Origin of the sequence: Acinetobacter lwoffii (assembly GCF_019343495.1) — a bacterium.
Taxonomy (GTDB): Bacteria; Pseudomonadota; Gammaproteobacteria; order Pseudomonadales; family Moraxellaceae; genus Acinetobacter; species Acinetobacter lwoffii_P.
Map to the genome: position 1 here is coordinate 770,454 of NZ_CP072549.1, position 25,350 is coordinate 795,803.

The 25,350-nt window shown below is 45.2% G+C and carries 21 protein-coding genes; 15 read left to right on the plus strand and 6 right to left on the minus strand.

The window, feature by feature from the left end:
* Positions 1-141: 141 nt before the first annotated feature.
* The 4 genes from J7649_RS03615 (at position 142) to J7649_RS03630 (ending at position 6,184) form a co-directional block, all read left to right on the plus strand.
* Positions 142-1,944 carry an acyl-CoA dehydrogenase C-terminal domain-containing protein gene (locus J7649_RS03615; RefSeq protein WP_219309422.1) on the plus strand — a complete coding sequence of 601 codons (1,803 nt, stop codon included), beginning with the start codon at positions 142-144 and terminating at the stop codon, positions 1,942-1,944.
* 128 nt (positions 1,945-2,072) lie between these two features.
* Positions 2,073-2,912: an alpha/beta fold hydrolase gene (locus tag J7649_RS03620; RefSeq protein ID WP_219309424.1), complete on the plus strand. Its 840-nt coding sequence runs from the start codon at positions 2,073-2,075 to the stop codon at positions 2,910-2,912.
* A 16-nt stretch (positions 2,913-2,928) separates the two neighbouring features.
* Positions 2,929-4,425, plus strand: coding sequence for a flavin-containing monooxygenase (locus J7649_RS03625; RefSeq protein WP_219309426.1), 1,497 nt, complete (start codon positions 2,929-2,931; stop codon positions 4,423-4,425).
* A gap of 76 nt (positions 4,426-4,501) precedes the next feature.
* Positions 4,502-6,184 (plus strand): AMP-binding protein, encoded by a 1,683-nt coding sequence (locus tag J7649_RS03630; RefSeq protein ID WP_219309428.1) that lies wholly within the window; start codon positions 4,502-4,504, stop codon positions 6,182-6,184.
* A 70-nt stretch (positions 6,185-6,254) separates the two neighbouring features.
* Here J7649_RS03630 and J7649_RS03635 read toward each other — a convergent pair whose 3' ends face one another.
* The gene (locus tag J7649_RS03635) at positions 6,255-7,478 is read right to left on the minus strand and encodes a CaiB/BaiF CoA transferase family protein (protein ID WP_121979787.1); all 1,224 of its coding nucleotides are present in this window, start codon (positions 7,476-7,478) and stop codon (positions 6,255-6,257) included.
* A gap of 358 nt (positions 7,479-7,836) precedes the next feature.
* Here J7649_RS03635 and J7649_RS03640 point away from each other — a divergent pair, with 358 nt between their 5' ends.
* Positions 7,837-9,108, plus strand: coding sequence for an MFS transporter (locus J7649_RS03640; protein WP_219309429.1), 1,272 nt, complete (start codon positions 7,837-7,839; stop codon positions 9,106-9,108).
* A gap of 74 nt (positions 9,109-9,182) precedes the next feature.
* Here J7649_RS03640 and J7649_RS03645 read toward each other — a convergent pair whose 3' ends face one another.
* On the minus strand, positions 9,183-9,674 hold the full coding sequence (locus J7649_RS03645) for a MarR family winged helix-turn-helix transcriptional regulator (protein ID WP_064101545.1): 492 nt from the start codon (positions 9,672-9,674) through the stop codon (positions 9,183-9,185).
* 503 nt (positions 9,675-10,177) lie between these two features.
* On the opposite strand from J7649_RS03645, the gene J7649_RS03650 reads away from it, so the two are divergent.
* The 4 genes from J7649_RS03650 (at position 10,178) to aliA (ending at position 14,686) form a co-directional block, all read left to right on the plus strand.
* The gene (locus tag J7649_RS03650; protein WP_180191018.1) at positions 10,178-10,942 is read left to right on the plus strand and encodes a glucose 1-dehydrogenase; all 765 of its coding nucleotides are present in this window, start codon (positions 10,178-10,180) and stop codon (positions 10,940-10,942) included.
* Between the two features lie 75 nt (positions 10,943-11,017).
* The gene (badI, locus tag J7649_RS03655; RefSeq protein ID WP_219309430.1) at positions 11,018-11,800 is read left to right on the plus strand and encodes a 2-ketocyclohexanecarboxyl-CoA hydrolase; all 783 of its coding nucleotides are present in this window, start codon (positions 11,018-11,020) and stop codon (positions 11,798-11,800) included.
* 12 nt (positions 11,801-11,812) lie between these two features.
* Positions 11,813-12,970 (plus strand): cyclohexanecarboxyl-CoA dehydrogenase, encoded by a 1,158-nt coding sequence (aliB, locus tag J7649_RS03660; RefSeq protein ID WP_219309431.1) that lies wholly within the window; start codon positions 11,813-11,815, stop codon positions 12,968-12,970.
* Positions 12,971-13,018: 48 nt separating this feature from the next.
* Positions 13,019-14,686, plus strand: a complete 1,668-nt coding sequence (gene aliA / locus J7649_RS03665; protein WP_219309432.1) for a cyclohexanecarboxylate-CoA ligase — start codon at positions 13,019-13,021, stop codon at positions 14,684-14,686.
* Positions 14,687-14,794: 108 nt separating this feature from the next.
* Here aliA and J7649_RS03670 read toward each other — a convergent pair whose 3' ends face one another.
* Together J7649_RS03670 and J7649_RS03675 are read right to left on the minus strand one after the other, a co-directional pair.
* On the minus strand, positions 14,795-15,472 hold the full coding sequence (locus tag J7649_RS03670; RefSeq protein WP_219309433.1) for a type 1 glutamine amidotransferase domain-containing protein: 678 nt from the start codon (positions 15,470-15,472) through the stop codon (positions 14,795-14,797).
* Positions 15,473-15,640: 168 nt separating this feature from the next.
* Positions 15,641-16,525, minus strand: a complete 885-nt coding sequence (locus J7649_RS03675; RefSeq protein WP_180087019.1) for a LysR family transcriptional regulator — start codon at positions 16,523-16,525, stop codon at positions 15,641-15,643.
* Positions 16,526-16,702: 177 nt separating this feature from the next.
* Here J7649_RS03675 and J7649_RS03680 point away from each other — a divergent pair, with 177 nt between their 5' ends.
* The 6 genes from J7649_RS03680 (at position 16,703) to J7649_RS03705 (ending at position 23,934) form a co-directional block, all read left to right on the plus strand.
* Positions 16,703-18,232: a CoA-acylating methylmalonate-semialdehyde dehydrogenase gene (locus tag J7649_RS03680; RefSeq protein WP_219309434.1), complete on the plus strand. Its 1,530-nt coding sequence runs from the start codon at positions 16,703-16,705 to the stop codon at positions 18,230-18,232.
* 11 nt (positions 18,233-18,243) lie between these two features.
* Complete coding sequence (gene mmsB, locus J7649_RS03685) at positions 18,244-19,134, plus strand: 3-hydroxyisobutyrate dehydrogenase (protein ID WP_219309435.1); 891 nt, start codon at positions 18,244-18,246, stop codon at positions 19,132-19,134.
* Positions 19,135-19,222: 88 nt separating this feature from the next.
* Positions 19,223-20,872: an AMP-binding protein gene (locus J7649_RS03690; RefSeq protein ID WP_219309437.1), complete on the plus strand. Its 1,650-nt coding sequence runs from the start codon at positions 19,223-19,225 to the stop codon at positions 20,870-20,872.
* Between the two features lie 59 nt (positions 20,873-20,931).
* Positions 20,932-22,059 (plus strand): acyl-CoA dehydrogenase family protein, encoded by a 1,128-nt coding sequence (locus J7649_RS03695; protein ID WP_004646940.1) that lies wholly within the window; start codon positions 20,932-20,934, stop codon positions 22,057-22,059.
* A gap of 19 nt (positions 22,060-22,078) precedes the next feature.
* A complete protein-coding gene (locus J7649_RS03700; protein ID WP_004646938.1) occupies positions 22,079-22,852 on the plus strand; it encodes an enoyl-CoA hydratase in 774 nt (257 codons plus the stop codon).
* 20 nt (positions 22,853-22,872) lie between these two features.
* Complete coding sequence (locus tag J7649_RS03705) at positions 22,873-23,934, plus strand: enoyl-CoA hydratase/isomerase family protein (RefSeq protein ID WP_219309438.1); 1,062 nt, start codon at positions 22,873-22,875, stop codon at positions 23,932-23,934.
* Positions 23,935-24,016: 82 nt separating this feature from the next.
* Here J7649_RS03705 and J7649_RS03710 read toward each other — a convergent pair whose 3' ends face one another.
* The gene (locus J7649_RS03710) at positions 24,017-24,187 is read right to left on the minus strand and encodes a hypothetical protein (RefSeq protein ID WP_180038848.1); all 171 of its coding nucleotides are present in this window, start codon (positions 24,185-24,187) and stop codon (positions 24,017-24,019) included.
* A 213-nt stretch (positions 24,188-24,400) separates the two neighbouring features.
* Positions 24,401-25,270: an SDR family oxidoreductase gene (locus J7649_RS03715; protein WP_219309439.1), complete on the minus strand. Its 870-nt coding sequence runs from the start codon at positions 25,268-25,270 to the stop codon at positions 24,401-24,403.
* Between the last annotated feature and the right edge of the window lie 80 nt (positions 25,271-25,350).

Genomic DNA, 25,350 nt, shown 5'->3' on the forward strand with positions numbered 1-25,350 from the left:
TTTTATTTTTAAATGGGAAATTTCATCGAATGACTAGATTTTATTCTTTAAATTATATTATAGTGGATTTAAAACATAATTTCGTATTATGAAATTAATTGTCATAAATATACAAATTAGAACTCATACAAGGGAATTACGATGAGAAATTATATTGCGCCATTAAAAGACATGAAGTTTGTCCTGAAAGACCTGTTAAACGTTGAACAGAAATATCAGGGCTATGCAAAATTCGCAGACAAGGTTTCTATGGATATTATGGAGCAATATCTGGAAGTCGCTGCGGACTTTTGCCAAAACGAACTTCTACCGATTAATGCGACAGGCGACCAGCAGGGTTGCCGTTTGCAGGATGGCGTCGTAACCACCCCGGATGGGTTTAAAGCAGCTTATGACAAATATGTAGAACTCGGCTTTACCTCATTAACTGGTGACGAAGCATATGGCGGTCAGGGCTTCCCGACCTTATACCGTATTGCCATTTCTGAAATTATTACCGCAACGAACTGGTCTTGGGGCATGTACCCAGGCCTGTCCCATGGTGCCATGCGTACTTTAGAGCACCACGGTAGCGATGAACAGAAACAGAAGTTTCTGGTACCTTTAATTGCAGGCCGCTGGACTGGAACCATGTGCTTGACTGAATCTCATGCCGGTTCTGACCTAGGTTTAATCCGTACCAAAGCAGTGCCAAATGAAGACGGCAGCTATAGCATCAGTGGCGAGAAAATCTTTATCTCAGCCGGTGAACATGATCTGGCTGAAAATATCGTGCATATCGTATTGGCACGTTTGCCAGATGCACCTGCGGGAACCAAAGGTATTTCGCTGTTTATTGTGCCGAAATACAATCTGGATGAAGCTGGTAATGTGGCTTCCCGTAATGGCGTGGTGTGTAGCGCAATTGAACACAAGATGGGTATTCATGGCAATGCGACCTGTGTGCTGAATTTTGATAATGCCAAAGGTTTCCTGATTGGGCCTGAAAATCGCGGCCTAAACTGCATGTTTACCTTTATGAACTCGGCACGTATCGGTACAGCCATTCAAGGCTTGGCAGCAGCAGAGTCTTCTTACCAGGGGGCATTGGCTTATGCCCAAGACCGTCTGGCGATGCGTTCACTTGAAGGTGCGAAAGCGCCAGGCCAACCTGCAGATCCGATTATCGTGCATCCGGCAGTACGTAACATGCTGCTGACTCAAAAGGTGTTTGCAGAAGGTTCACGTGCACTTGCATATTATCTGGCGACCTATGCCGATATCGCTGAAGCCACTGACAGCCCGGAAGAAAAGAAAGCAGCTGAAGACCGTCTAGCATTATTAACCCCTATTGCCAAAGCATTAATGACCGAAACCGGCATAGAAGCGGCTAAACATGGTATGCAGATTTTCGGTGGTCACGGTTATATTGCTGAACATGGCATGGAACAGATTGCCCGTGATGCACGTATTGCCAGCCTCTATGAAGGAACTACTGAAATTCAGTCCATTGACTTGCTGGCGCGTAAAGTGCTGGGCTCAAAATTGGGTTTGCTGACCGCATTAACCGATGAAATTCAGGGCTTTGTAAAAGAGCATCAGCAACATGTCCAGTTCAGCCAGCAAGTTGCACAAGTCAGCCAGTTGACTGAACAATGGCTGAAATTAACCAGAACCATTCAGGAGCAGGCTCAACAGTCTGCCAATGAAATTGGGGCAGCATCAGTTGACTACCTATATTTCTCTGGTTATGTCGTGTCCGCTTATTTGTGGCTGAAAATGGCAATTACTGCGCAGCAGAAAATTGAAGAAGGCAATACTGATCCGTTCTATGCAGCCAAGATCAAAACTGCACAATTCTTCTTTGCGCGTATTTTGCCAAGAACTTCAACCCACTTTGCCAATATTCAGGCGGGCGGTGAAAGCCTGTTTTTACTTGAACCTGAAGAGTTCAAATTCGATTAAACCTTTTGACCCACGATACTCGTGTCGTGGGTCTTTTTTAATAATTTTTGCATCCTCACCCAATTCAAATATTGAGATTTATTCTCGGATATTGAATAAACCATAAAACAACAAGATCAGGAGTCTATATGGATTTAGACATGATTACTCGACAGTGTCCTTATGCTGATCTGCAGCTTAATTTTCATGAAGTCGGACAGAAATCCTCATATCCCACCATCATTCTGATCCATGGTACGGGTGGAAATACGGACAAACATTTCAGCTATATTTTCCCCATGCTCGGTATCCATCAGCGGGTTTTATCGCTTGATTTGCATACTCCAGATAAAGCCGATCTGGCAGTGACTGATTTTAGTCAACAAGTTGAAGCACTGATCCAGCATGCAGTTGCAGAAGATGAAGCAATTACTGTGGTGGGTTATTCACTTGGTGCTGTGATTGCTGCACAAGTAGCTGCGAGTCTTAAACAGCGCGTGGCACGTTTGATTCTGTTAGCCGGTTGGGCAAAAACCAGCTCGGTGCAACAACTACGGACCACGATCTGGCAACAGCTATTTAACGATCAATCCGCAGCTTTACCGCATTTTGTGAATTATTGCCTGTATAGCGATGATTATTTGTCTGCACGTAGTGAACAGCATGTGTTGGATCTGGCACGCTTCGTTAAGCCTTCTCAAGATGCAGCCAAACAGCGTGAACTGAATTATCGCATTGACATCACCGCCATTTTGCCGAACATCTCTGCGGAGACTTTGATCGTGGCTTGCCGTGAAGACCGGATGGTGCCTTTAGCGCAAGCAAAATTACTGTTTGCTTCGATTCAGAACAGCCGCTATATCGAAATAGCTTCAGGACATGCAATCCATATTGAAGCGCCAGCGGAAGTGGTGCAACTGATCAACCAGTTTAGCCAGCATCCAGAACAGTATCCGGCGAATCAGAAAATCCAGCCCATGATGCCTTAAAAAAAGGAGAAAAATAATGCAAGCTCAAGGACAGCGCAGCAAGATTTTAATTGTAGGCAGCGGTTTTGGTGGATTAGGCATGGCGATCCGTCTTAAACAGCAGGGCATTCACGATTTTAAAATCATTGAACGTGCCGCAGAAGTGGGCGGAACATGGCGTGATAATACCTATCCCGGTGTCGCCTGTGATGTACCCTCACATTTATATTCTTTCTCGTTTATTAAAAATCCCAACTGGTCACGTGTCTTTCCGCAAGGGGCAGAAATTCAGCGCTATTTGATTCAATGCTGTGATCAGGAAAATATCCGGCCACATATCGATTTTCAGACTCAACTGGAAAAAGCCAGCTGGAATGCCGAAAAACGTATCTGGAATATTCAGACATCTAAAGGTTCTTATGAAGCAGAATTTCTAATCACCGCTACTGGACATCTGGCAGATGAACATTTACCTCAAATTCTAGGACTGGATGAATTCCAAGGTCAGGTGATGCATTCTGCACGCTGGAATCACGAAGTAAATCTGGAAAACCAGCGCGTAGTTGTAGTGGGTTCAGGTGCTTCTGCCATACAGCTTGTACCAGAAATTGCCAAAACAGCCAAAAGCCTGACCGTATTGCAGCGCAGTGCACCGTATATCTTGCCGCGACCAGACCGACCTTATTCTGAGTCAGAAAAACAGCTTTTCCGCAAAGATCCGGACAGCATGGCAGAGTTAAGACATTCCTTGTTCTGGGGCAATGAATATAATTTTGCCCAGCGCCGTAATCTGAAAAGCCAGATCGAGCGGGTCAAGAAAAACTGCCTGCAATTCTTGAAACACCAGATTTCAGATCCTAAATTACAGCAGAAACTCACACCGAATTATGAACCGGGCTGCAAGCGTTTATTGCTGTCCAATGATTATTATCCGACTTTTCTAAAACCCAATGTCACGCTTGAAGACTCAGCTTTGGCTGAAATTACGAAAGATAGTGTGATCAGTAAGTCCGGCAATGAGTTTTCTGGAGATATCATCGTCTTTGCTACTGGATTTGAAGCAGCACGTCCACCTTATGCGGCAAAGGTGGTAGGTAAACATGGCTTAAGCCTTGAGCAGCAATGGTCTAGTGGTATGCAGGGTTATCAATCTACGACAGTCCATAACTTTCCGAATCTGTTTATCTTAAACGGTCCAAATACCGGAAGTGGGCATAACTCAGCGCTTTATTTCCTGGAAACCCAATTTGATCTGGTACTGGATGCCTTGCAGTTTTTTGAACAGGAACAGATTCAGGTCTTTGAAGCTGATCAAGATGCTGAAAATCGCTATATGCAGGAGTTACAGCAGCTTTCCCAAGGCAGTGTCTGGTTATCAGAAAGCTGTAAAAGCTGGTATCTGGACCCGGTCAGTCGTAAGCTGACTTTGGTCTGGCCGGATTATGCTCATTCATTTAGGGATAAAAATCAGCATTTTATTCGTAGCGGTTATCACTATCAGTATGTTGAATCGAGACAGCAGAAAGTAGTTTAAAAATATTTAATTAAAATCAAAATCTTATAGTTTCAACAATACAAAATAAATGTAAATCCAGGACAGGAGTATAGTCATGAGCAGTCAGCCATGGATGGAAGAATATAAAAAGTGGAATATCAATCCGGAGTTTACCCGGCCAGATCCTGAGAAGACCCTGAGCACGACAATTGCTGATAATCTGGTGAAATTTCAGGATAAAACCGCATTTATCTATCTGGATCGAAAATTCAGCTATCAAGATGTCGATATGTATAGCCAGAAACTGGCAAGCTATTTACAGAGTCTTGGGCTGACTGCTGGCAGCCGTATTGCGGTGATGTTGCCGAATATTATTCAATATCCAATTGCTACTTTTGCGATTATTCGTGCCGGTTATGTACTGGTCAATGTCAATCCCATGTATACCCAGCGCGAGCTCTTTCATCAGCTACAGGATTCAGGTGCTAAAGCTTTGATTATCCTGGGACAGACTTTAGAGCAATTAACAGCACTAGATGAATGTCCTGAACTTAAATATGTCATTTCGACGTATCCGCTAGATTTTATTCAAGAGCAGCCAAGTGCTATTTATAGTCAGGCAGCACAATATCCAGATAAACAGTTTTCTGACTTTAGACAGGCAATAAATCAGGTAGAGATTATTGATTTTGAACCACCTGTACAGCATCAGGAAGATACGGTCATTCTGCAATACACGGGAGGTACCACAGGGGTTTCTAAAGGCGCGGAACTAAGCCATCGCAATATTTTATTTAATATCGCCCAGAACAGTACCGTATTTATCAGCCATTTTGGTGACCGCTATGCCACTGAAAATGAATATGTATTCTGTGCCTTGCCGCTGTATCACATTTATGGATTTACCATCTGCCTGTTCAGTTATGGTTTAAGCCGTGGTTTCGCCAATGTCCTGATTCCAAATCCGAGAAATCTGGATGCTTTGGCGGATCAATACCAGAAACATCCACCCACTGTTTTCCCCGGGGTGAATACCATGTTTAATGCCTTGGCGCATCATTCACCTTTCCGTGAACTGGATCATTCACGCCTGAAAACCACAACCGGCGGAGGGGCATCTATTTTGAAAAATACGGCAGAGTTATGGCATGAGGTCACAGGCTGCCAGATTTATGAAGGTTATGGGCTTTCCGAAACTTCACCGACTGCAACTTTTAACCCGCCTTTAAGCCGGCGATTTAGTGGCACGATTGGCTTGCCATTGGCAGGGACTGAAATTCTGATTCTGAATGATGAAGGAGAACCTGTAGAGCTTAATCAGGCTGGAGAAATCGCCATACGTGGTCCACAGGTGATGAAAGGATACTGGCAGCAACCGGAAGCAACAGCACAGGTATTTACCAAAGATGGTTACTTCCTGACAGGTGATATCGGTTGTATGGACGAACAAGGCTATATCACCATTCTGGACCGCAAAAAAGACATGATTCTGGTCTCCGGATTTAATGTTTATCCCAATGAGCTGGAAGGCGTACTGTCCAAACACCCTAAGATACTGGAATGTGCAGTGATTGGTATTGATGATGAAAAATCTGGACAGGTACCCAAGGCATTTATTGTGAAACAGGATGAAACTCTAACCCAAGATGAAATCATGACTTATCTGAAGCAGCAACTGACCAGTTATAAATTGCCGAAATACATTGAATTTGTGTCCGAACTACCAAAGTCTGCAGTAGGCAAAATTCTGCGTCGTGAACTGCCTCGTACTGTTCAGCCCAGCGCTAAGGTCTGTTAAGGAATGATCTAATCCATTATCTTTAAAATAAAAAAGGAATCGCAAGATTCCTTTTTTACTGCTTGCAGGCTTATCGCTGCTGGATAACTTTTTTGCTTTTCAGTTCTTCCATTTCAGCAGAACTTAAATATTGACTCAAAATGGCATCGGTATCTTCACCCAGACAAGGTGGGGCCTTTTTATATTCTACCGGTGTCTTGGAGAGTTTGATCGGTGAACCGATTGAGGTGTAATCTTCACGTAAAGTATGCGGCATCTGAATCACCATATCGCGTGCCAATACCTGTTCTTCTTGCAAAGTCTGTTTCAGGTCATTGATCATTCCGACCGGCACTTTAACCGCATGGATTAAATCTACCCAGGTTTTTGCCGGTCGAGTATAGAAATGAGCCTGTAGAACTGTGGTCAGTTCTTCACGATGTGTAACACGTCCTGAATTTTTCAAGAAGCGAGGATCTTCTGCCACCTTAGCCAAACCAACGGCCTGACACAAAGCTTGGAATTGCAGATCGTTGCCGCAGGCAATAATAAATTCACCTTCCTGGGCTTTGAACACCTGATAAGGCACAATATTGGCATGCGCATTTCCGAAGCGACCGGGTACTTTGCCTGAGGTGAGATAATTCATGGCCAGAACAGAGAGGGAAGCAACTTGGGTATCTAACAGCGCCATATCAATATACTGACCTTCACCGGTTTTCTCACGGGACAACAAAGCCGCCTGAATGGCAATTGCGGCATATAAGCCGGTGGTCAAATCGGCAAAGGCCAGACCTGCTTTTTGCGGGCCACCACCGGGCAGGTCATCACGTTCGCCAGTGACACTCATCATGCCGCCCATTCCCTGAACGATAAAATCATAGCCCGGCTCTTGCGCACGCGGACCGTTCTGGCCAAAACCGGTAATAGAACAATATACCAGTCGCGGATTTAGCTGACTCAGACTTTCATAATCCAGCCCATATCGTTTCAACGAACCGGCTTTATAGTTTTCAATGACTACATCGCTTTGTTCAGCAAGCTTTTTGATAATACTTTGACCTTCAGGTGTAGATAAATCGATTGCAACCGAATGCTTGCCACGGTTGGCTGACAGGTAATAAGCCGATTCATGGGTATCTTGCTGCTGATTATTTTTAAGCCAGGGTGGTCCCCAGATACGGGTATCATCCCCATGATCCGGTTTTTCAATCTTGATCACTTCTGCACCCAGATCAGCCAGAATCTGGCTACACCAGGGCCCAGCCAAAATCCGGCTTAAATCCAGTACACGAAATCCTGTTAAGGCACCCATTATTACGCTCCCTGTTCGATCTTATTCAAATGACATATCGTTCTAATCCCTCTTTTTAAAGCTATATGAAAATGAAAGAACAATCAACTTTATGATAATAAATTTCGCATAACAAAATAAAATATCCAAAATGATTGAATATTCATCTTATTTTCTTTAGCCTGATGCAAATATAAGCATGAATGAGGAACAAGAGGTAACTGATAAAAAGGAAAAAACGATCTCCCGGACAGGATTAAAAAAGGAGTCAATCAGGTGAATTAAAAACGGATTAGCCTTAAAGCATATTCATTAGCGGAATAGCTTTAAATATAAAAAGATCATGAAAACCTAAGGATAGGAAAACAGAGATTTAAATATGACGGATTTAGCGAGAGAATTAGAAAAGATTAAACCCACAACCAAACGAACCCAGCAAATTGCTTTTATTTTCGCCTTTCTGGCTTTACTGGTGGATGGCGCGGACATGTTGCTGCTGTCTTTCAGTTTAAATAGCCTGAAAGCAGAGTTTGGTCTCAGTAATCTGCAGGCCGGTGCACTGGGCAGTTTTACCTTAGCAGGTATGGCGATTGGTGGCTTTATAGGTGGCTGGGCCTGTGACCGTCTAGGTCGTGTACGTACCGTGGTCATTTCGATTCTGGTATTTTCTATATTGACCGCAGCCTTAGGCTTTGCACAAAACTTTGAACAGTTCGCTGTTTTACGCTTCCTTTCTGCCTTTGGCATAGGCTCTTTATATATTGCAGCCAATACGCTCATGGCTGAATATGTTCCAACTGAATATCGCACCACGGTTTTAGGTACCTTACAGGCAGGATGGACCGTTGGTTATATTGTGGCCACTGTACTGGCAGGCTGGATCATTCCAGAATATGGCTGGCGAACCCTATTTTTTATTGCCATTATTCCCTCGATTATGGCGATTTTTATCCAGAAACTGGTTCCTGAGCCAGAATCCTGGCAGCGTGCACGTTTGCAGCGTCTATATGCCCCAGCTGAAATCACAGCACAGCAACCAGCCAAAAAAAGCACAGTCAAAGAGATTTTCGCGGATCCTGCGAATCGCAGAATGTTTATTTTGTGGATCTTTACGGCCGGTTTTCTGCAATTTGGCTACTATGGCGTAAACAACTGGATGCCGGCATATCTGGAATCTGAATTGCACATGAATTTTAAATCCATGGCAGGCTATATGATTGGTACCTATGTAGCCATGATTTTCGGAAAAATTCTGGCGGGCTTTGCTGCAGACCGTCTGGGTAGACGCGCTGTCTTTTCGTTTGGAGCAATTGGAACGGCGATTTTCCTGCCCGTGATTGTGCTATTCAATACGCCAGATAACATTGCCTATCTGCTGATTTTCTTTGGATTCCTGTATGGTATTCCATATGCGATTAATGCCACTTATATGACGGAAAGCTTTGCCACTTCGATTCGTGGTACTGCAGTAGGGGGTGCTTATAATGCAGGTCGTATTGGCGCCATGTTTGCACCTGCGATTATTGGCGCGGCAGCCAGCGGTGGTTCAATTGGTCTAGGCTTCCTGATTATGGGCGGTGCTTATTTCTTATGTGGGGCAGTGTCCGGGATTTTCATCAAAGACCGTCAATACGATCCACAAAAAGCATAATTTCAACTTCAAAAAAAGAGCCTGAATACAGGCTCTTTTTTATACTCTTCAATTAAAGCTGAATTTCTATTTGTTTATTCCTGATCTGCTTCTTTATGCAGATGAATACTTTTCAAACCATCATTTACTTTATTGAGCAGATGAATCAGGGTAACCACATCATCAAAGGCCAGTTTATTTAAGGCCTGACCATAAAAATCAAAGAAATCAGCTTGCAAGTTGTCCCATGTTTCCAAGCCTTCAGCCGTCAGCGCAACAATTTTAGCGCGCCGGTCCTGTTCACTAATGACCCGCTCCACCAGACCATCACGTTCCAGACGCTTTAATACTGCGTCCAGGTTTTGCCGGCTTACCCCAAGATATTCGGTCAGATCAGAAAAAGACATTCCTGATTTAACTTTTGGACGGGACAAAGCACCCAGCACGGCCCAATGTACTGGAGATATTTTTAGCTCATTGAGGCACTTGCGGTCCAGGCTGTTGCCCACCTGAAACAGCCGGAAAAAAAGCCGGTTATGAGCAGAATATAAGGATTGATCATATTTTTTTGACAACGTATCACTCACAATATTGGACATCCTCAAAACTGAAATAGCCGAGCCGCGCAGAGTATAACCTATCGCTTTTTCGCACAAACCAGTTTCTATTATAATTTGATTTAAAAATCATAGTGTTTTTGCAGAAATTTTCCTATTTAAATTCTGAGTCAATCAGTTTTATGGTTTGGAAATCTCTCTTTTTCTCCTCACTTCCATTGCGCTCACTCGTCAAATATCTAAGGTTTTCTTCCTAATTTTAAAGGAATAAATTATCTGTCATGCAAAAGACATAATTTGGCCCTAGAGTGAAGTCGGATTCAAATTAATCTAAAGCCAAAAAACAATATAGGTCAATACATTGAATAATTAAAAATATTAAGTTAATGATAAATATATAAATAATAATTTATAATTATTATTTTATGTAAATGCATTGACATAAATTCAATCTCTTTCTATTTTAGATAAAACACACCGAATTAAAACAACAGCCAATTAAATTCGACAACAAAATAGCGTAGGGATGAGCAATGAAAGGACTAAAAGACAAGGTTGTGATTGTGACAGGCGGAGCAGGCGGAATTGGTTCAGCCACCTGCCGACGTCTGGCAGAGGAAGGCGCCAAAGTTGCCATTTTCGATATGAATCTGGAAGCGGCTGAAAAGCTGGCAAATGAAATCAATCAATATGGTCAGGCACTGGCAATTCAGTGTGATATTACCCAAATGGACGTGGTTGAGCAGGCGGTTCAAAAAACCAAAACTGAACTCGGTCCAATTGATGGACTGGTCAACAATGCCGGCTGGGATATTTTTAAACCTTTTGTTAAAACCAATCCGCAGGAATGGGAAAAACTGATCCAGATTAATCTGGTCGGTATGCTGAATATGCATTTTGTAGTGCTGAAAGGCATGGTTGAACGCAATTCCGGCAGTATTGTCAATATTGCTTCTGACGCAGCTCGGGTCGGTTCTTCAGGTGAAGCAGTCTATGCGGCCTGTAAAGGCGGCTTGTTATCTTTCTCTAAAACGCTGGCACGTGAACACTCACGTCACAACATCAAAATAAACGTGATTTGCCCGGGACCCACCGATACGGCTTTGCTTGCAGGCGTGACTGAAGGTGCATCAAATCCGGAAAAATTACGTGAAGCCTTTATTCGTGCCATTCCGCTGGGTCGCTTGGGTCAGCCGGATGATTTAGCTTCTGCCATTGCCTTTTTCTTGAGTGATGACGCCAGCTTTATTACCGGGCAGGTACTCAGTGTTTCTGGCGGTTTAACCATGAACGGTTAAACGGACATCATCATTAAATCTCATAATAAACACAGTTCAATCAGATAGATAAAAACAGTACAGGATGTAAAGAAAATGAATTTTGAAGATATCTTATATGAAGTTAAAAAAGGTGTTGCCTGGATCACAATTAACCGTCCGGAAAAAATGAATGCCTTCCGTGGCACCACCTGTGACGAACTGATCAAGGCATTGAATAAAGCAGGTTATGACCGTAACGTGGGTGCAATTGTATTGGCAGGCGCGGGTGAGAAAGCTTTCTGTACCGGTGGTGACCAGTCTGCACACGATGGCAATTATGATGGCCGTGGAACGATCGGCTTACCGATGGAAGAGTTGCATACCGCCATCCGCGATGTACCTAAACCGGTAATTGCACGCGTACAGGGCTATGCTATTGGCGGTGGCAATGTGTTGGCAACCATTTGTGACCTGACCATCTGTTCAGACAAAGCCATTTTTGGCCAGGTTGGTCCGAAAATGGGATCGGTTGATCCGGGCTATGGCACGGCATTTTTAGCGCGTGTGGTAGGTGAGAAGAAGGCCCGTGAAATCTGGTATATGTGCCGCCGTTATTCTGGTCAGGAAGCTGTGGAAATGGGTCTGGCGAATAAATGCGTACCGGCCGATCAACTGGATGCCGAAGTGCAGGCCTGGGCTGAAGAAATCTGTCAGCGTAGTCCGACTGCCATTGCAATTGCCAAACGCAGTTTCAATATGGATACCGCACATCAGGCGGGTATTGCTTGCATGGGCATGTATGCGCTGAAACTTTATTACGATACTGAGGAGTCTCGTGAGGGAGTCAATGCACTGAAAGAAAAACGTCAGCCTGAATTCCGTAAATATGCTAAATAAGGAGACTGCTCCATGAAAAAGAATCCTTATATCACTGAAGAACTCGAGTTTTTGGCAGAAACAGCAGAAAAATTTGCCCTGAAATATATTGCTCCCGGCTTTCTGGAACGCGACCAAAGCCGAGTCTTTGACCGTGATCTGGTCAAAAAGATGGGTGAAATGGGTTTTATTGCACCTGAACTACCGGAACAATACGGCGGTCAGGGCATGGGTAGACTGGCGGCTGGAATTATCCATGAAGCCATTGCCAAAGCGGATTTAAGTTTTTCCTATATCAACTTGTTGGCTTCTTTAAATGGCCAAATTCTAGCCGAACATGGTCAGCCTGAAGTAGTTGAGCCTTGGCTGAAAAAACTTACTGCAGGCGAAGCTATCTTTTCAATTGCCTTGACCGAGCCGCGAGGCGGTTCTGATGCAGCCAACTTGCGTTTAAAGATTGAACGTGATGGCGACGAATATGTGATTAACGGCGAAAAGACCTCAATTTCTGCGGCCGATCAGGCAGATGCATCTGTTGTTTTTGGCCGTACTAGTGCCAATGAAGATGGTGCGCATGGCGTGACAGCGCTCTTGGTTCCGATGAATTTACCGGGCATTAGTACCACACGTTTTGACTGTCATGGTCAGCGCGCCATTGGTCGCGGTTCAATCTTTTTTGACAATGTTCGCGTGCCAGTCAATCACCGTCTAGGGGATGAAAACAAAGGTTTTGTGCAGGTGATGCAGGGCTTTGATTTTTCACGCGCACTGATTGGCCTGCAGGTCTTGGCCGTTGCACGGGTGAGTCTGGATGAAGCCTGGGAATATGCCGCGCAACGCGAAGCTTTTGGTCAGCCATTGACTGCTTTTCAGGGAGTTTCACATCCTCTCGCGGAATACGAAACTCAGGTTGAGGCTGCACGCTTACTTTGCCTGCAAACCTTATGGCTCAAGGACAATCATCTGCCACATACCTCTGAAGCAGGCATGTGTAAATGGTGGGGGCCAAAACTGGCCTATGATGTGATTCATCAATGTCTGTTGACTTTTGGCCATGCTGGTTATGACCGTGGTGTGATGGAACAGCGTATGCGGGATGTACTCGGTTTCCAGATCGGTGATGGAACAGCACAAATCATGAAAACGATTATTGCGCGGCATAAGGCAGGACGTAAGGCTGTACCAGCTTAAGGAAAATAAGCACAGGCCTGAACTAAAATTATAATGAGGAGTAAGCGAATGGATTTCGATGCGGTTCTGATCCCGGCCAGAAAAGAGGCCATGCTCAAACAGGGATACTGGTTAAATCAAATGATTCTTGATTTTTTACGTAGCGCCGTAGAAAAGAATCCGGATAAAATAGCTTTAGTAAGCGTTAAGGTCGAGAATCAAACTGAACAGACTTTCAGCTATCAGCAACTTTGGGACATGACCAATAAAATTGCCTTGGGTCTGAAACAGCTGGGTGTTGAAAAAAATGATGTGGTGTCTTGCCAGTTACCGAACTGGTGGGAATTTACCTTGCTTTACCTGGCTTGTAGCCGTATTGGCGCCGTATTGAATCCACTCATGCCGATATTCCGTGAGCGTGAACTGGAATTCATGCTGAAACATGGTGAATCTAAAGTTTTTGTAGTGCCTAAAACTTTCCGCAATTTTAGCCATGAACAGTTGGCCAATCAGCTACAAAGCAAGCTGGACACCCTGCAACATGTCGTCGTAGTAAATGGTGAAGGCGAGAATAATTTTGATCGCCTGTTACTCAACCATGGTCTGGAACAGAATGCTGCAGCCGTTGTTGCACTAGATGGGCTGGAATCTGGCCCGGATGATATTACCCAACTGATCTTTACCTCGGGCACTACAGGTGAACCGAAAGGCGTGATGCATACCGCTAATACCTTGTTTTCCAATATTGTGCCTTATGCAGAGCGTTTGCATTTAACTGAAAATGATGTGGTATTGATGGCGTCACCGATGGCGCATCAGACCGGATTTATGTATGGCCTGATGATGCCGATTCAGCTCAATACCAAAGTGGTATTACAGGATGTCTGGGATGTCTCCAAAGCAGTAGACTTGATTCATCAGCATCAGGTGAATTTCACCATGGCTTCAACGCCATTTTTGAACGACCTGTCCAATACTGTGGCTGAACAGCATGACAAAGTCGATTCACTGAAAATTTTCCTTTGTGCTGGTGCGCCAATTCCGGGACCATTGGTACAAAAAGCCCGGGAAATTCTGGGTGTTAAAGTCATATCCGCTTGGGGTATGACCGAATGTGGTGCGGTGACACTGACCCGACCTGAAGATGAAGATGAGCGCTCTTTCAATACTGATGGCATCGCTTTGCCAGGCGTGGAAATCAAGATCGTGGATAAAAAAGGTCAGACCAAAGCCGTGAATGAATCCGGTCGTTTGATGATCCACACCTGTTCAAATTTTGGCGGTTATTTAAAACGTCCACATTTGAACGATACAGATACTGAAGGCTGGTTTGATACTGGCGATATTGCCTATCAGGATGAGCAGGGTTACATCCGGATTTGCGGACGTAAGAAGGATGTGATTATTCGGGGCGGGGAAAATATTCCGGTCGCGGAAATTGAATCACTACTTTATAAGCATCCGAATATTGCAACAGTGGCTTTAGTGGCTTATGCAGATGAACGAATGGGCGAGCGTGCCTGTGCAATCATCAAACTGAAAGATCAGACAAAGCCGTTAAGTTTTAACGAGCTGGTAGATTTCCTGAAAACTCATAATCTGGCCATGCAGTATCTGCCGGAACGCCTGGAGATCTGGGAGGATATTCCGATGACGCCATCCGGAAAAATCCAGAAATTCAAACTCAGAGAATTACTGGCACAGCATATTGCCTCAATGGCAGTTGAAGTAAACTAAATCTCTGAATATATACAAATTAAACCCTGAATAATCTTGCATCATTCAGGGTTTTTCTTATTCAAAAAGAAGCGATCTAAAGGGTTAATACGAATTTTAGATTAACTTCTACTTTAATAATTTTAATAAAGCTTCAGCCGTTGCAGCAGAAGAGGCGGGGTTTTGTCCAGTAATGAGCAGACCATCTTGTTGCACGTATACCTGCCAGTCCTCAGTTTTAGAATATTTCCCACCTTTTTCTTTCAGCATGTCTTCAACTAAAAACGGAACGATGTCTGTCAAACCCACACCGTCTTCTTCGGTATTACTGAAACCGGTGACTGTCTTGCCCTCTACAATCGAATGGCCTTTGGCATCTTTTACATCACGCAGGACACCCGGAGCATGACAGACCAGCGCAACAGGTTTATCTGCCTGCAAGGTTTGCTCAATTAAAGAAATGGAATTCTGGTCTTTGGCCAAATCCCATAGTGGTCCATGACCACCCGGATAGAATACAGCATCAAAATCCTGATTTAAGACTTCACTCAGTTTATGCGTATTGGCAAGTGCCTGCATGGCCACTTCATCTGCTTCAAAGCGTTTGGTGGTTTCGGTTTGCGCATCCGGCTCATTACTTTTCGGATCTAGTGGTGGCTGACCACCTGCAGGAGATGCCAAAACTACCTCTGCGCCTGCATCAACAAAGGTGTAATAGGGTGCAGCCAGTTCTTCCAGCCAGAAGCCGGTTTTTTTGCCAGTATCACCCAGCTGGTCATGTGAAGTCAGTACCATCAAGATTTTCATATTATTTTCCTGTAGCTCGTTAAACATTGCGAATGATCGACTGTTAATTTAACAAGTCACGGACTTCAGAAGTGTTGTGATACGTTCATTTGCTGTATCGATACGTTGTTGTTTCAGTTGATTTAACTAAGGTGCATAGCCTTGCAAAGTGAACAGTATGTTCAATACTCATCTGCCCATTAACAGGTCTTGCTGAAGATCAGCTTGTTTACGCAAGAAATCCCAGACCAGTTTTATTTTTGGTTCATGTTGAAGATCGACTAGCGTCAGCATCCAGAAAGTGTGGGTAAAACTGAGCTGCTGACCCAGCACCTCTTTCAGTTCATTTTTATCATTGACCAGAAATTTCGGCAAAATGGCCAGTCCAGCGCCTGCACGAACCGCAATTTCCTGCGCCAGAATGCTGTTACTGCGAAAACAGGCACTGACCTGCAAGGGAAGACGCTCTAGCGAATATAGTGCAGTGCTATAGACCAGATCATCAATATAATCGACAAAACGGTGCTGCTGGAGGTCTTCCAGTTTTTTAATTTCCGGATTTTGCTGTAAATAATGCTGGCTGCCATATAGCTTTAAACAGTAATTAGACAAACGAGTAATGATATACGGACCAGATTTGGGCCGGTCAATCGCGATCACAATATCGGCTTCTCGATGTGAAAGTTTGATCGCTTTCGGTACCGGAATCAGGTCAATGGTCAGCAAAGGATAATGCTGGGAAAATTCTGCCAAAAGACGAGCTAAAAATGCCGTGCCAAAACCTTCTGGCGCACCAATCCGGACCCGACCTTGCAAGGGATCATGGCGCTTGTCAATCTGGATAAAGGACTGTTCCATCTGTTCCACACGCGGCACCAGTGCCAGACCTTCCGAGGTTAGTTCATAACCGGTGGCTTCGCGCTTAAACAGTTGCGTACCTAAAGTACTTTCCAGGGCCTGAATCCGCCGCGCTACGGTGCTATGTTCAACCCCGATTAAGCGTGCTGCGTTGGTGAGTGTTTTAGCACGCGCCAAAACTAAAAAAAAGCGTAAATGATCCCAATCTACTTTCATTTTTTATTTAACATCCTGTTAAATTCCTGTGCATATTTGCACAACCATCGTGCACCAATTTCTATTGGTGGTCAAAGTGTTCTTTGTTAGTCTGCTGAAACAGCGTAAAAATTATACGTTAAATAAAAGCCAGTAAAGGCAGATACAACGACAATAACAAACCAGCACGGAGCGACCATGAACGCCATTTCTCATCCACAGCAAAGTACCGGATTCACCACCGCAAAACTCCTCATTAATGGTGAATTTGTCGAATCAAGAACCAGCCATTGGCAAGATATTGTTAATCCTGCCACTCAGGAAATCTTGGGCCAAGTGCCTTTTGCTACCGCAGAAGAAGTTAATGCCGCCATTGCTGCTGCACAAAATGCATTTGCCAGCTGGCGCCAGACCCCGATCCAGGCACGTATGCGAATCATGCTGAAACTGCAGGATCTGATTCGTACAAACCTAAAAAGTATCGCCCGAGTCTTAACGGCGGAACAGGGCAAAACCCTGGCCGATGCCGAAGGTGATATCCAGCGTGGTTTAGAAGTGGTGGAGCATGCCTGTTCGATCGGTTCCCTACAAATGGGCGAGTATATTGAAGGTGTGGCACGCGGTGTCGATACCTATACTTTGCAGCAACCCTTGGGTGTCTGTGCAGGAATTACCCCGTTTAACTTTCCGGCGATGATTCCACTGTGGATGTTCCCGATGGCGATTGTCTGCGGCAATACTTTTGTCTTAAAGCCTTCTGAACAGGATCCACTATCGACCATGATGCTGGTTGAGTTAGCGATTCAGGCAGGTGTGCCGGCAGGCGTACTGAATGTGGTACATGGCGGCAAAGAAGTGGTCGATCTACTGTGTACCCATCGTGATATCAAGGCGATTTCTTTTGTCGGTTCGACTGCAGTCGGCACGCATGTCTATAACCTTGCAGGCCAACACGGCAAGCGTGTGCAATCGATGATGGGCGCCAAAAACCATGTGGTGGTGATGCCAGATGCGAATAAAGAACAGACCTTAAATGCCTTGGTCGGTGCAGCTTTTGGCGCAGCAGGTCAACGTTGTATGGCACTTTCCGTGGCGGTAATGGTCGGTGAGACCAAGCACTGGGTCGATGAACTGGTCAATAAAACCAAAACCTTAAAGGTAAATGCCGGGCATGAACCGAATACCGATGTTGGACCAGTGATTTCAACCCGTGCCAAATCGCGTGTCATCGATTTAATTAACAGTGGTGTTGAACAGGGTGCTGAAATGCTGCTGGATGGCCGTGATGTGCAGGTTCCAGGCTATGAACAGGGTAATTTTGTCGGACCAACGATTTTTAATCAGGTCACGACCGATATGCGCATTTATAAAGAAGAAGTATTTGGTCCGGTACTGGCGATCATGCATGTCGATACTTTGGAACAGGCGATTGCACTGATTAATGCCAATCCGTTTGGTAATGGCGTTGGACTGTTTACCCAAAATGGCAATACGGCACGTACCTTCCAGAACCAGATTGATATCGGTCAGGTGGGCATTAACATTCCAATTCCTGTACCTGTACCTTTCTTCAGTTTTACCGGTTCACGCGGTTCAAAACTGGGTGATCTCGGTCCTTATGGCAAACAGGCGGTGCAGTTCTATACCCAGACCAAAACCATTACCAGCCGCTGGTTTGAAGATGACCAGGAAACCACTGGTGTCAATACCACAATCAGTCTGCGTTAAGGAGCATCAGCATGAAGATTGCATTTATCGGTTTAGGCAACATGGGCGGTTCCATGGCGCAAAACCTGCTCAAGTCGGGTCATCAAGTTTTTGGTTATGACTTAAGTGCAGTGGCTTTACAGCATTTTGCAGAAGTGGGCGGTATCGTCTGCGACAGTCCACAAGCTGCCGCGAAGCAGGCGGAGATCGTGGTCAGTATGTTGCCCGCAGCCAAGCATGTGCGTGAAGTCTATTTAGGTGAAAATGGTATTTTAGAGGTACTTCAATCGGGCAGTTTGTGTATCGACAGCAGCACCATTGATCCGCAAACCATTCAGGAGGTTGCCGCAGCAGCGCAAGCCAAACAGATTCGCGTCTGTGATGCACCTGTATCTGGCGGTACTTTAGGTGCTAAAGATGGAACCCTGACCTTTATGGTCGGTGCAGATGAGGCTACTTTCGAAGCTGTCAAACCGGTTCTTGATTGTATGGGTAAAAATCTGGTGCACTGTGGTGCGGTGGGAACCGGACAGGTGGCAAAAATCTGTAATAATCTGATTCTGGGCATTTCCATGACTGCCGTTGCAGAAGGAATGGCGCTAGGAGCCAAACTGGGTATTGATCCAAAGGCTCTGGCTGGCGTGATCAACAGTTCCACCGGACGCTGCTGGAGTTCTGAAATTTATAATCCATGGCCCGATATTTGTGCCAATGCGCCGTCATCGCGGGGTTATACCGACGGTTTTGCTGCACAACTGATGCTCAAGGATTTGGGTCTGGCTGTCGATGCAGCACAACAGGTGGATCAGCCGGTGGTACTCGGCAGCATGGTACAGAAACTCTATCAACAGCTCTGTCAGGAAGGCGATGCCCATCTGGACTTCTCCAGCATCATGCATCAATACACCATGCCACCTGCTTAAAACCTAAAATATTCAGATGGAGCAAGGATTCGCTTCAATAACTACACACCTTGTCATTAATAACGATAAATTCAGGCTGAGGTTTAACATGTTAGATTATCAAACAACGGTTCAAGACTTTGATTTAAACACGGTTGCAAGTCAGTATCTCTCCGGTTCAATGCAGGCAGTAAATGCCTGTTATGAATGCTGTGACCGTCATGCCAATTCCGATGCCATTGCCTTGTACTGGCATGGTAAAGATGGCCGTAAAGAACAATATAGCTTTGCCGAGCTCAAAAAATATTCCAGCCAGTTTGCCAACTTTCTAAAGTCTCAAGGCATTGGTAAAGGTGATCGTGTTTCCGGACTATTACCACGTACCCCAGAGCTGATCATTACCATTTTAGCGACCTGGCGGATTGGTGCTGTCTATCAACCCTTATTTACGGCCTTTGGGCCTAAAGCTATTGAACATCGCATTCAGCTGGCGCAAAGCAAGCTGGTGATGACTGATCTGGCGAATCGAGAGAAATTATCCGAGATCAGCAACTGCCCGGCGATTGTGACGGTACATGCCGAAACTGAGGCAGATCGCTATCCGCACGACCTCAGCTTCTGGACGGTATTAAACCGTCAGGCTGAAGCTTGTGAGCTGGAAATCCTGAATGTTAATGATCCTTTTTTGTTGATGTTTACCTCCGGTACTACTGGACCAGCGAAACCACTTAAAGTCCCGTTGAAAGCGCTGATTGCTTTTGCAAGCTATATGCAAAATGCCATTGGTCTGACTCCTGAAGATGCTTTCTGGAATATTGCTGATCCTGGCTGGGCCTACGGTTTATATTACGCGATTATTGGTCCCTTAATGCTTGGACACTCGACCTTGTTTTATGAAGGCGGTTTTAATGCCGAAAGTGTCTGCGAAATTGTTAAGGAATATGGCATTACCAATCTGGCTGGTGCACCGACTGCTTATCGCATGATGATGGCGGCCGATCCTGCTCAAATGGCAAAACTACGCGGTAAGTTACGTGTTGTCAGCAGTGCGGGAGAACCGTTAAATCCGGAAGTGATCCGCTGGTTTAAAGAGGTGCTAGATGTGCCGATTTATGACCATTATGGCCAGACCGAAGTCGGGATGGTGGTGTGTAATCATCATGCTTTGGAACATCCGGTCCGTTCAGGTTCGGCAGGCTTTGCCAGCCCGGGTTACCGAATTGCCGTTGTCGATGAACAGGGGCATGAATTAGCAGCTGACGTCCCGGGAATCTTAGCGGTTGATATCAGCCAATCTCCGATGATGTGGTTCTCTGGCTATGAAGAAAGCCGTAAATCTCCCTTTGTCGGCCACTACTATTTAACCGGAGATACCGCGGAAATTCATGCCGATGGCAGTATGAGTTTTGTGGGACGTAGTGATGATGTCATTACTACCTCGGGCTATCGGGTGGGGCCGTTTGATGTGGAAAGTGCCTTGCTGGAACACGATGCCGTGATTGAAGCGGCGGTGATTGGCGTACCGGATCCCGAGCGGACCGAAATCATTAAAGCCTTTGTGATTCTGGCTGGTCATTCTCCTGCAACTGCCGAGCTGCAGGAAGAGCTGGGTCAATTTGTGAAAAAGCGTTTATCTGCGCATGCCTATCCGCGTCTGATTGAATTTGTGACCGAATTGCCGAAAACCCCAAGCGGTAAAATTCAACGCTTTTTACTGCGCAATCAGGAAATCAACAAGCAGCAATCCAAAACTGCATAAGCTCATAAAGCCAACAGATTGAATAAGAAGATTAAATAAAGAGATTGAAGGAAGCATCGATGCAATTAACGGAAGAACAACACCTGATTCAGGATATGGCCAAAAGCTTCGCCCAGGAACAGATTAAACCCTTTGCCGGCGAGTGGGATCAAAAAGGCATCTTTCCCAAAGATGCCTTGGCTCAAATGGGAGAGCTGGGTTTTCTGGGGATGCTGATTCCCGAGGAATGGGGCGGTTCGGGCACAGGCACGCTGGCTTATGTCTTGGCCTTAGAAGAAGTCGCTGCGGCTGATGGTGCAACATCCGCGATTATGAGCGTACATAACTCGGTGGGTTGTGTGCCGATTTTCAAGTTCGGCACGGAACAGCAAAAGCAGCAATTTCTAAAGCCTTTGGCCCAAGGTGAAATGATTGGTGCCTTTGCCTTAACCGAACCACATACCGGATCGGATGCTGCCGCGATTAAAACCCGGGCGGTCAAGGACGGCGATCATTACATCATCAATGGCGCCAAACAGTTTATTACTTCTGGCCACAATGCCGGGATGATTATTGTGTTTGCCGTGACTGATCCAGGCGCGGGCAAAAAAGGCATGAGTGCATTTTTAGTGCCGCGCGACACACCTGGCTATGAAGTGATTCGGGTGGAAGAAAAACTCGGCCTGCATGCTTCGGATACCTGTCAGATTGCCTTAACCGATGTCCGCATTCATGAAAGTTTAAGACTCGGTGCCGAAGGCGAAGGTTTAAAAATCGCCTTGGCCAATCTGGAAGGCGGGCGGATCGGTATTGCCGCACAGGCGGTTGGCTTGGCACGTGCCGCATTGGAAGAAGCCACTGTTTATGCGCACGACCGCGTGGCTTTTGGCAAACCTATTTTTGAACAGCAGGCGATTTCTTTCAGGTTGGCCAGTATGGCGACTGAAATTGAAGCGGCACGGCAACTGGTACATTTTGCAGCACGCAAAAAAGAAGCCGGTGAAGCCTGTTTAACCGAAGCCTCCATGGCCAAGCTATTTGCTTCAGAAATGGCAGAACGTGTCTGCTCCAAAGCGCTGCAGATTTTTGGCGGCTACGGTTATCTCAAAGATTTCCCGATTGAGCGGATTTATCGGGATGCGCGGATTTGTCAGATTTATGAAGGCACCAGCGATATTCAGCGCTTGGTGATTGCACGCAGCCTCTAATTTTAAAAGGATTTATCTCATGCAATGGCAAACGATTTTACTCGAACAGCGTAACGGGGTCGGCCTAATTACTTTAAACCGCCCACAAGCGTTAAATGCACTGAATAACCAGCTGATTGTTGAAGTCAATCAGGCACTGGATCAGCTGGAAAAAGATCCGGCAATTGGCTGTATTGTGATTACCGGTTCGGAAAAAGCCTTTGCCGCTGGTGCCGATATTAAAGAAATGGCAGATCTGAATTTTCCGCAAATTTATCTGGATGATTTTTTCAGTCTGGCCGATCGAATTGCGCAGCGTCGTAAACCTTTAATTGCCGCAGTGAGTGGTTATGCTTTGGGTGGTGGTTGCGAACTGGCTTTAATGTGCGACTTTATTTACTGCGCTGATAATGCAAAATTTGGTTTGCCCGAAGTTACCTTAGGCGTGTTGCCCGGCATTGGCGGGACCCAGCGTTTAACCTTGGCGATTGGTAAGGCCAAAGCCATGGAAATGTGCCTGACTGCACGGCAGATGGGGGCGCAGGAAGCGGAACAAAGTGGTTTGGTCGCTCGGGTTTTTGCCAAGGAAGAATTGCTGGAACAAACCCTGCAAGCTGCCGAGAAAATTGCTGAAAAGTCGCTTACTGCCGTGATGATGATTAAAGAATCAATTAATCGGGCCTTTGAAGTGAGCCTGGCTGAAGGCCTGCGCTTTGAACGCCGGGTTTTCCATTCGATTTTTGCCGGTTCCGATCAAAAAGAAGGCATGCAGGCCTTTGTAGAAAAACGCCCAGCCAAATTTACCCATCAATAAAACAAAAATAGGAAAATAAAATGAGTGATGAAAATAATTTAGCGATACGGGTCGCAGGGGGTCTGGGCATTATCAGCCTGGACCGCACCAGCCATTTAAATGCCTTAACCCTGCCAATGATCCAAGGCATTCAGGCGCAACTCGATCAGTGGTGCCATGATCCAGAAGTGCAAGCCATCCTGATAAATTCCAACAGTCCCAAGGCGTTCTGTGCTGGAGGCGACATCCGCTATCTGTATGACAGCTATCAGGCCGGCAATACCCAATATCAGGATTTTTTTGCCACTGAATATAAGATGCTGAGCACCTTGCGTAATTTTCCAAAGGCCGTGATCGTGATGATGGATGGCTATGTACTGGGCGGAGGCTTTGGCCTCGCTCAAGCCTGTCATATCAAAGTTACGAGTGAAAAATCACGTTTTGCCATGCCCGAAACCGCAATTGGTTTTTTCCCAGATGTTGGAGCCACCCATTTCCTGTCCCGACTGGATGAAGTCGGTGTCTATATGGCTTTGACCGGGGAGCAGATCAGTAGCAGTGATGCCTTGTATCTCGATCTGGTGGATTATCATGTGCCGAGTGAGCGTTTTGCTGAATTGGAAGCAGCGTTGATTACTGCGCCTGTGTTAAATTCGATTGAAATCCAGAAAATCATTAGTGGCTATATTACGCATCCGGTAGAAAGCGAGCTGCAAAAACGTGCAGATCTGATTAATCAGCATTTTGGCTATCCAAACCTCAAGGAGATTGAACAGAGCCTTGCTCATACAAGTAATTCAACCGATCAGGAATGGGCTAGTAAAATGCTGGCAATTTTGCAGCAACGTCCGGTTATGGCCAAGCAAACCAGCCTGAAGTTACAGCAAGCCGGACAGAATTTGTCGCTAGAAAAATGTATGCAACTGGAACGGGACTTGCAGGATGTCTGGTTAGAGCAGGGCGACTTTATTGAAGGGGTTCGTGCGCTGATTATTGATAAAGACAAAAATCCACAATGGCGAACTGAGAATGCAAAATTTGAAAAGACCTTGCGAAAGATCTGGCCAGCATGGACTCAGCAGCGTATCGAAAATATTACTTGAGCCTGATGGTCAAAGACCCTCTATAATTACATTATAGAGGGTCTTTGTATCTGTCCCATACTTTCATCGACATGAATTCTATTTAGTGGGACGTTTTCTTTTTCTTGCCGCCACCATCTTGTTTATTGACCGTCGACCAGGCAATACGTTCGGCTTCTTCCTCAGAATGACCACGTTTTTTTTCGCTTTCTTCAATATGTTCGGCCTGCCGTTTTTGCTTATCGGTATAGGCTGATTTGTCACCTCTAGGCATCTTAATATCCTCATCAGGTTTGGCTTAAATTACTATAACAAGGGCTGGTTTCTATGCAGGTAAGTATTTGTTTGACTTATTTTATAAAAGAAAAATAGAATCTAGAAAATGTTTTATACATTGATTTTTAAAAATATTTCTTAAAAATATATGGGCCTGAAATCAGGGAGATGAAGATAACGGTCATCTAGAACCATCATCTTCTTTGCTTGATTAGCCGTTAATAATACTGCCGCCATTCACATGAATCACCTGACCTGAAATATAGCTGGCTTCTTCACTGGCCAGAAATAAATACGCCGGTGCTACTTCACTTGGCTGGCCCATGCGGCCCATTGGGGTACTTTTACCAAAATCTTTAAGCTGATCGGAATCAAAACTGCTCGGAATCAATGGTGTCCAGATTGGACCTGGCGCGACTCCATTGACACGAATGCCGGTTTTATTTTTCAATAAATTGGTGGAAAGGCTTCGGGTAAATGTGGTGATGGCACCTTTGGTACTTGCATAGTCAATCAACTGGTCATGTCCGTGATAACTGGTAATACTGGTGGTATTGATAATGCTGTCACCTGCTTGCATATGCGGAATCACCGCCTGAGTCAGGTGGAACATCGACAGAATATTAACATTAAATGTTTTAAGTAATTGCTCGGGCGAGATATCGGCAATACTTTCTTGAGGGTATTGAACCCCGGCATTATTGACCAGAATATTAATCGTTTTAAATTCCTGAAGGGTCTTTTCCACCATTTTCTTGATTTCATCTTGATCTTGTAAATCACATTGAATCAGCAGACAACGGCGGCCTTCATCTTCCACCATTTTTTTGGTGTCCCGTGCATCCTGATCTTCATCCAAATAGCAAATGGCAATATCGGCACCTTCGCGAGCAAATAAGACCGATACAGAACGGCCAATTCCGCTATCACCACCAGTAATCAAGGCAACTTTGCCTTTTAATTTTTCACTGCCTTTATAATGCGGTTTAATAATTTCCGGTGCAGGGTCCATTTTGGTTTGCACACCCGGTTGATGGTCTTGTGTTTCAGTTGAAGCTGGGGTTTCAGGATAATGATTCATATCTTTTCCAATTCCAATGATTGTGGCCATATAAGAAAAAATATATTAGAAGCTTTTAGGCAAAATGAGGCTGGACTCAA

Bases quoted from the DNA above. Each gene is read 5' to 3' on its own strand.
- J7649_RS03630 (WP_219309428.1), top strand. From the start codon at position 4,502: ATGAGCAGTCAGCCATGGATGGAAGAATATAAAAAGTGGAATATCAAT.
- mmsB (WP_219309435.1), top strand. From the start codon at position 18,244: ATGAAGATTGCATTTATCGGTTTAGGCAACATGGGCGGTTCCATGGCG.
- J7649_RS03705 (WP_219309438.1), top strand. From the start codon at position 22,873: ATGAGTGATGAAAATAATTTAGCGATACGGGTCGCAGGGGGTCTGGGC.
- J7649_RS03650 (WP_180191018.1), top strand. From the start codon at position 10,178: ATGAAAGGACTAAAAGACAAGGTTGTGATTGTGACAGGCGGAGCAGGC.
- J7649_RS03615 (WP_219309422.1), top strand. From the start codon at position 142: ATGAGAAATTATATTGCGCCATTAAAAGACATGAAGTTTGTCCTGAAA.
- J7649_RS03675 (WP_180087019.1), bottom strand. From the start codon at position 16,525: ATGAAAGTAGATTGGGATCATTTACGCTTTTTTTTAGTTTTGGCGCGT.
- aliB (WP_219309431.1), top strand. From the start codon at position 11,813: ATGAAAAAGAATCCTTATATCACTGAAGAACTCGAGTTTTTGGCAGAA.
- J7649_RS03700 (WP_004646938.1), top strand. From the start codon at position 22,079: ATGCAATGGCAAACGATTTTACTCGAACAGCGTAACGGGGTCGGCCTA.
- badI (WP_219309430.1), top strand. From the start codon at position 11,018: ATGAATTTTGAAGATATCTTATATGAAGTTAAAAAAGGTGTTGCCTGG.
- J7649_RS03715 (WP_219309439.1), bottom strand. From the start codon at position 25,270: ATGAATCATTATCCTGAAACCCCAGCTTCAACTGAAACACAAGACCAT.
- J7649_RS03625 (WP_219309426.1), top strand. From the start codon at position 2,929: ATGCAAGCTCAAGGACAGCGCAGCAAGATTTTAATTGTAGGCAGCGGT.
- J7649_RS03640 (WP_219309429.1), top strand. From the start codon at position 7,837: ATGACGGATTTAGCGAGAGAATTAGAAAAGATTAAACCCACAACCAAA.
- J7649_RS03670 (WP_219309433.1), bottom strand. From the start codon at position 15,472: ATGAAAATCTTGATGGTACTGACTTCACATGACCAGCTGGGTGATACT.
- aliA (WP_219309432.1), top strand. From the start codon at position 13,019: ATGGATTTCGATGCGGTTCTGATCCCGGCCAGAAAAGAGGCCATGCTC.
- J7649_RS03620 (WP_219309424.1), top strand. From the start codon at position 2,073: ATGGATTTAGACATGATTACTCGACAGTGTCCTTATGCTGATCTGCAG.
- J7649_RS03635 (WP_121979787.1), bottom strand. From the start codon at position 7,478: ATGGGTGCCTTAACAGGATTTCGTGTACTGGATTTAAGCCGGATTTTG.
- J7649_RS03695 (WP_004646940.1), top strand. From the start codon at position 20,932: ATGCAATTAACGGAAGAACAACACCTGATTCAGGATATGGCCAAAAGC.
- J7649_RS03710 (WP_180038848.1), bottom strand. From the start codon at position 24,187: ATGCCTAGAGGTGACAAATCAGCCTATACCGATAAGCAAAAACGGCAG.
- J7649_RS03690 (WP_219309437.1), top strand. From the start codon at position 19,223: ATGTTAGATTATCAAACAACGGTTCAAGACTTTGATTTAAACACGGTT.
- J7649_RS03680 (WP_219309434.1), top strand. From the start codon at position 16,703: ATGAACGCCATTTCTCATCCACAGCAAAGTACCGGATTCACCACCGCA.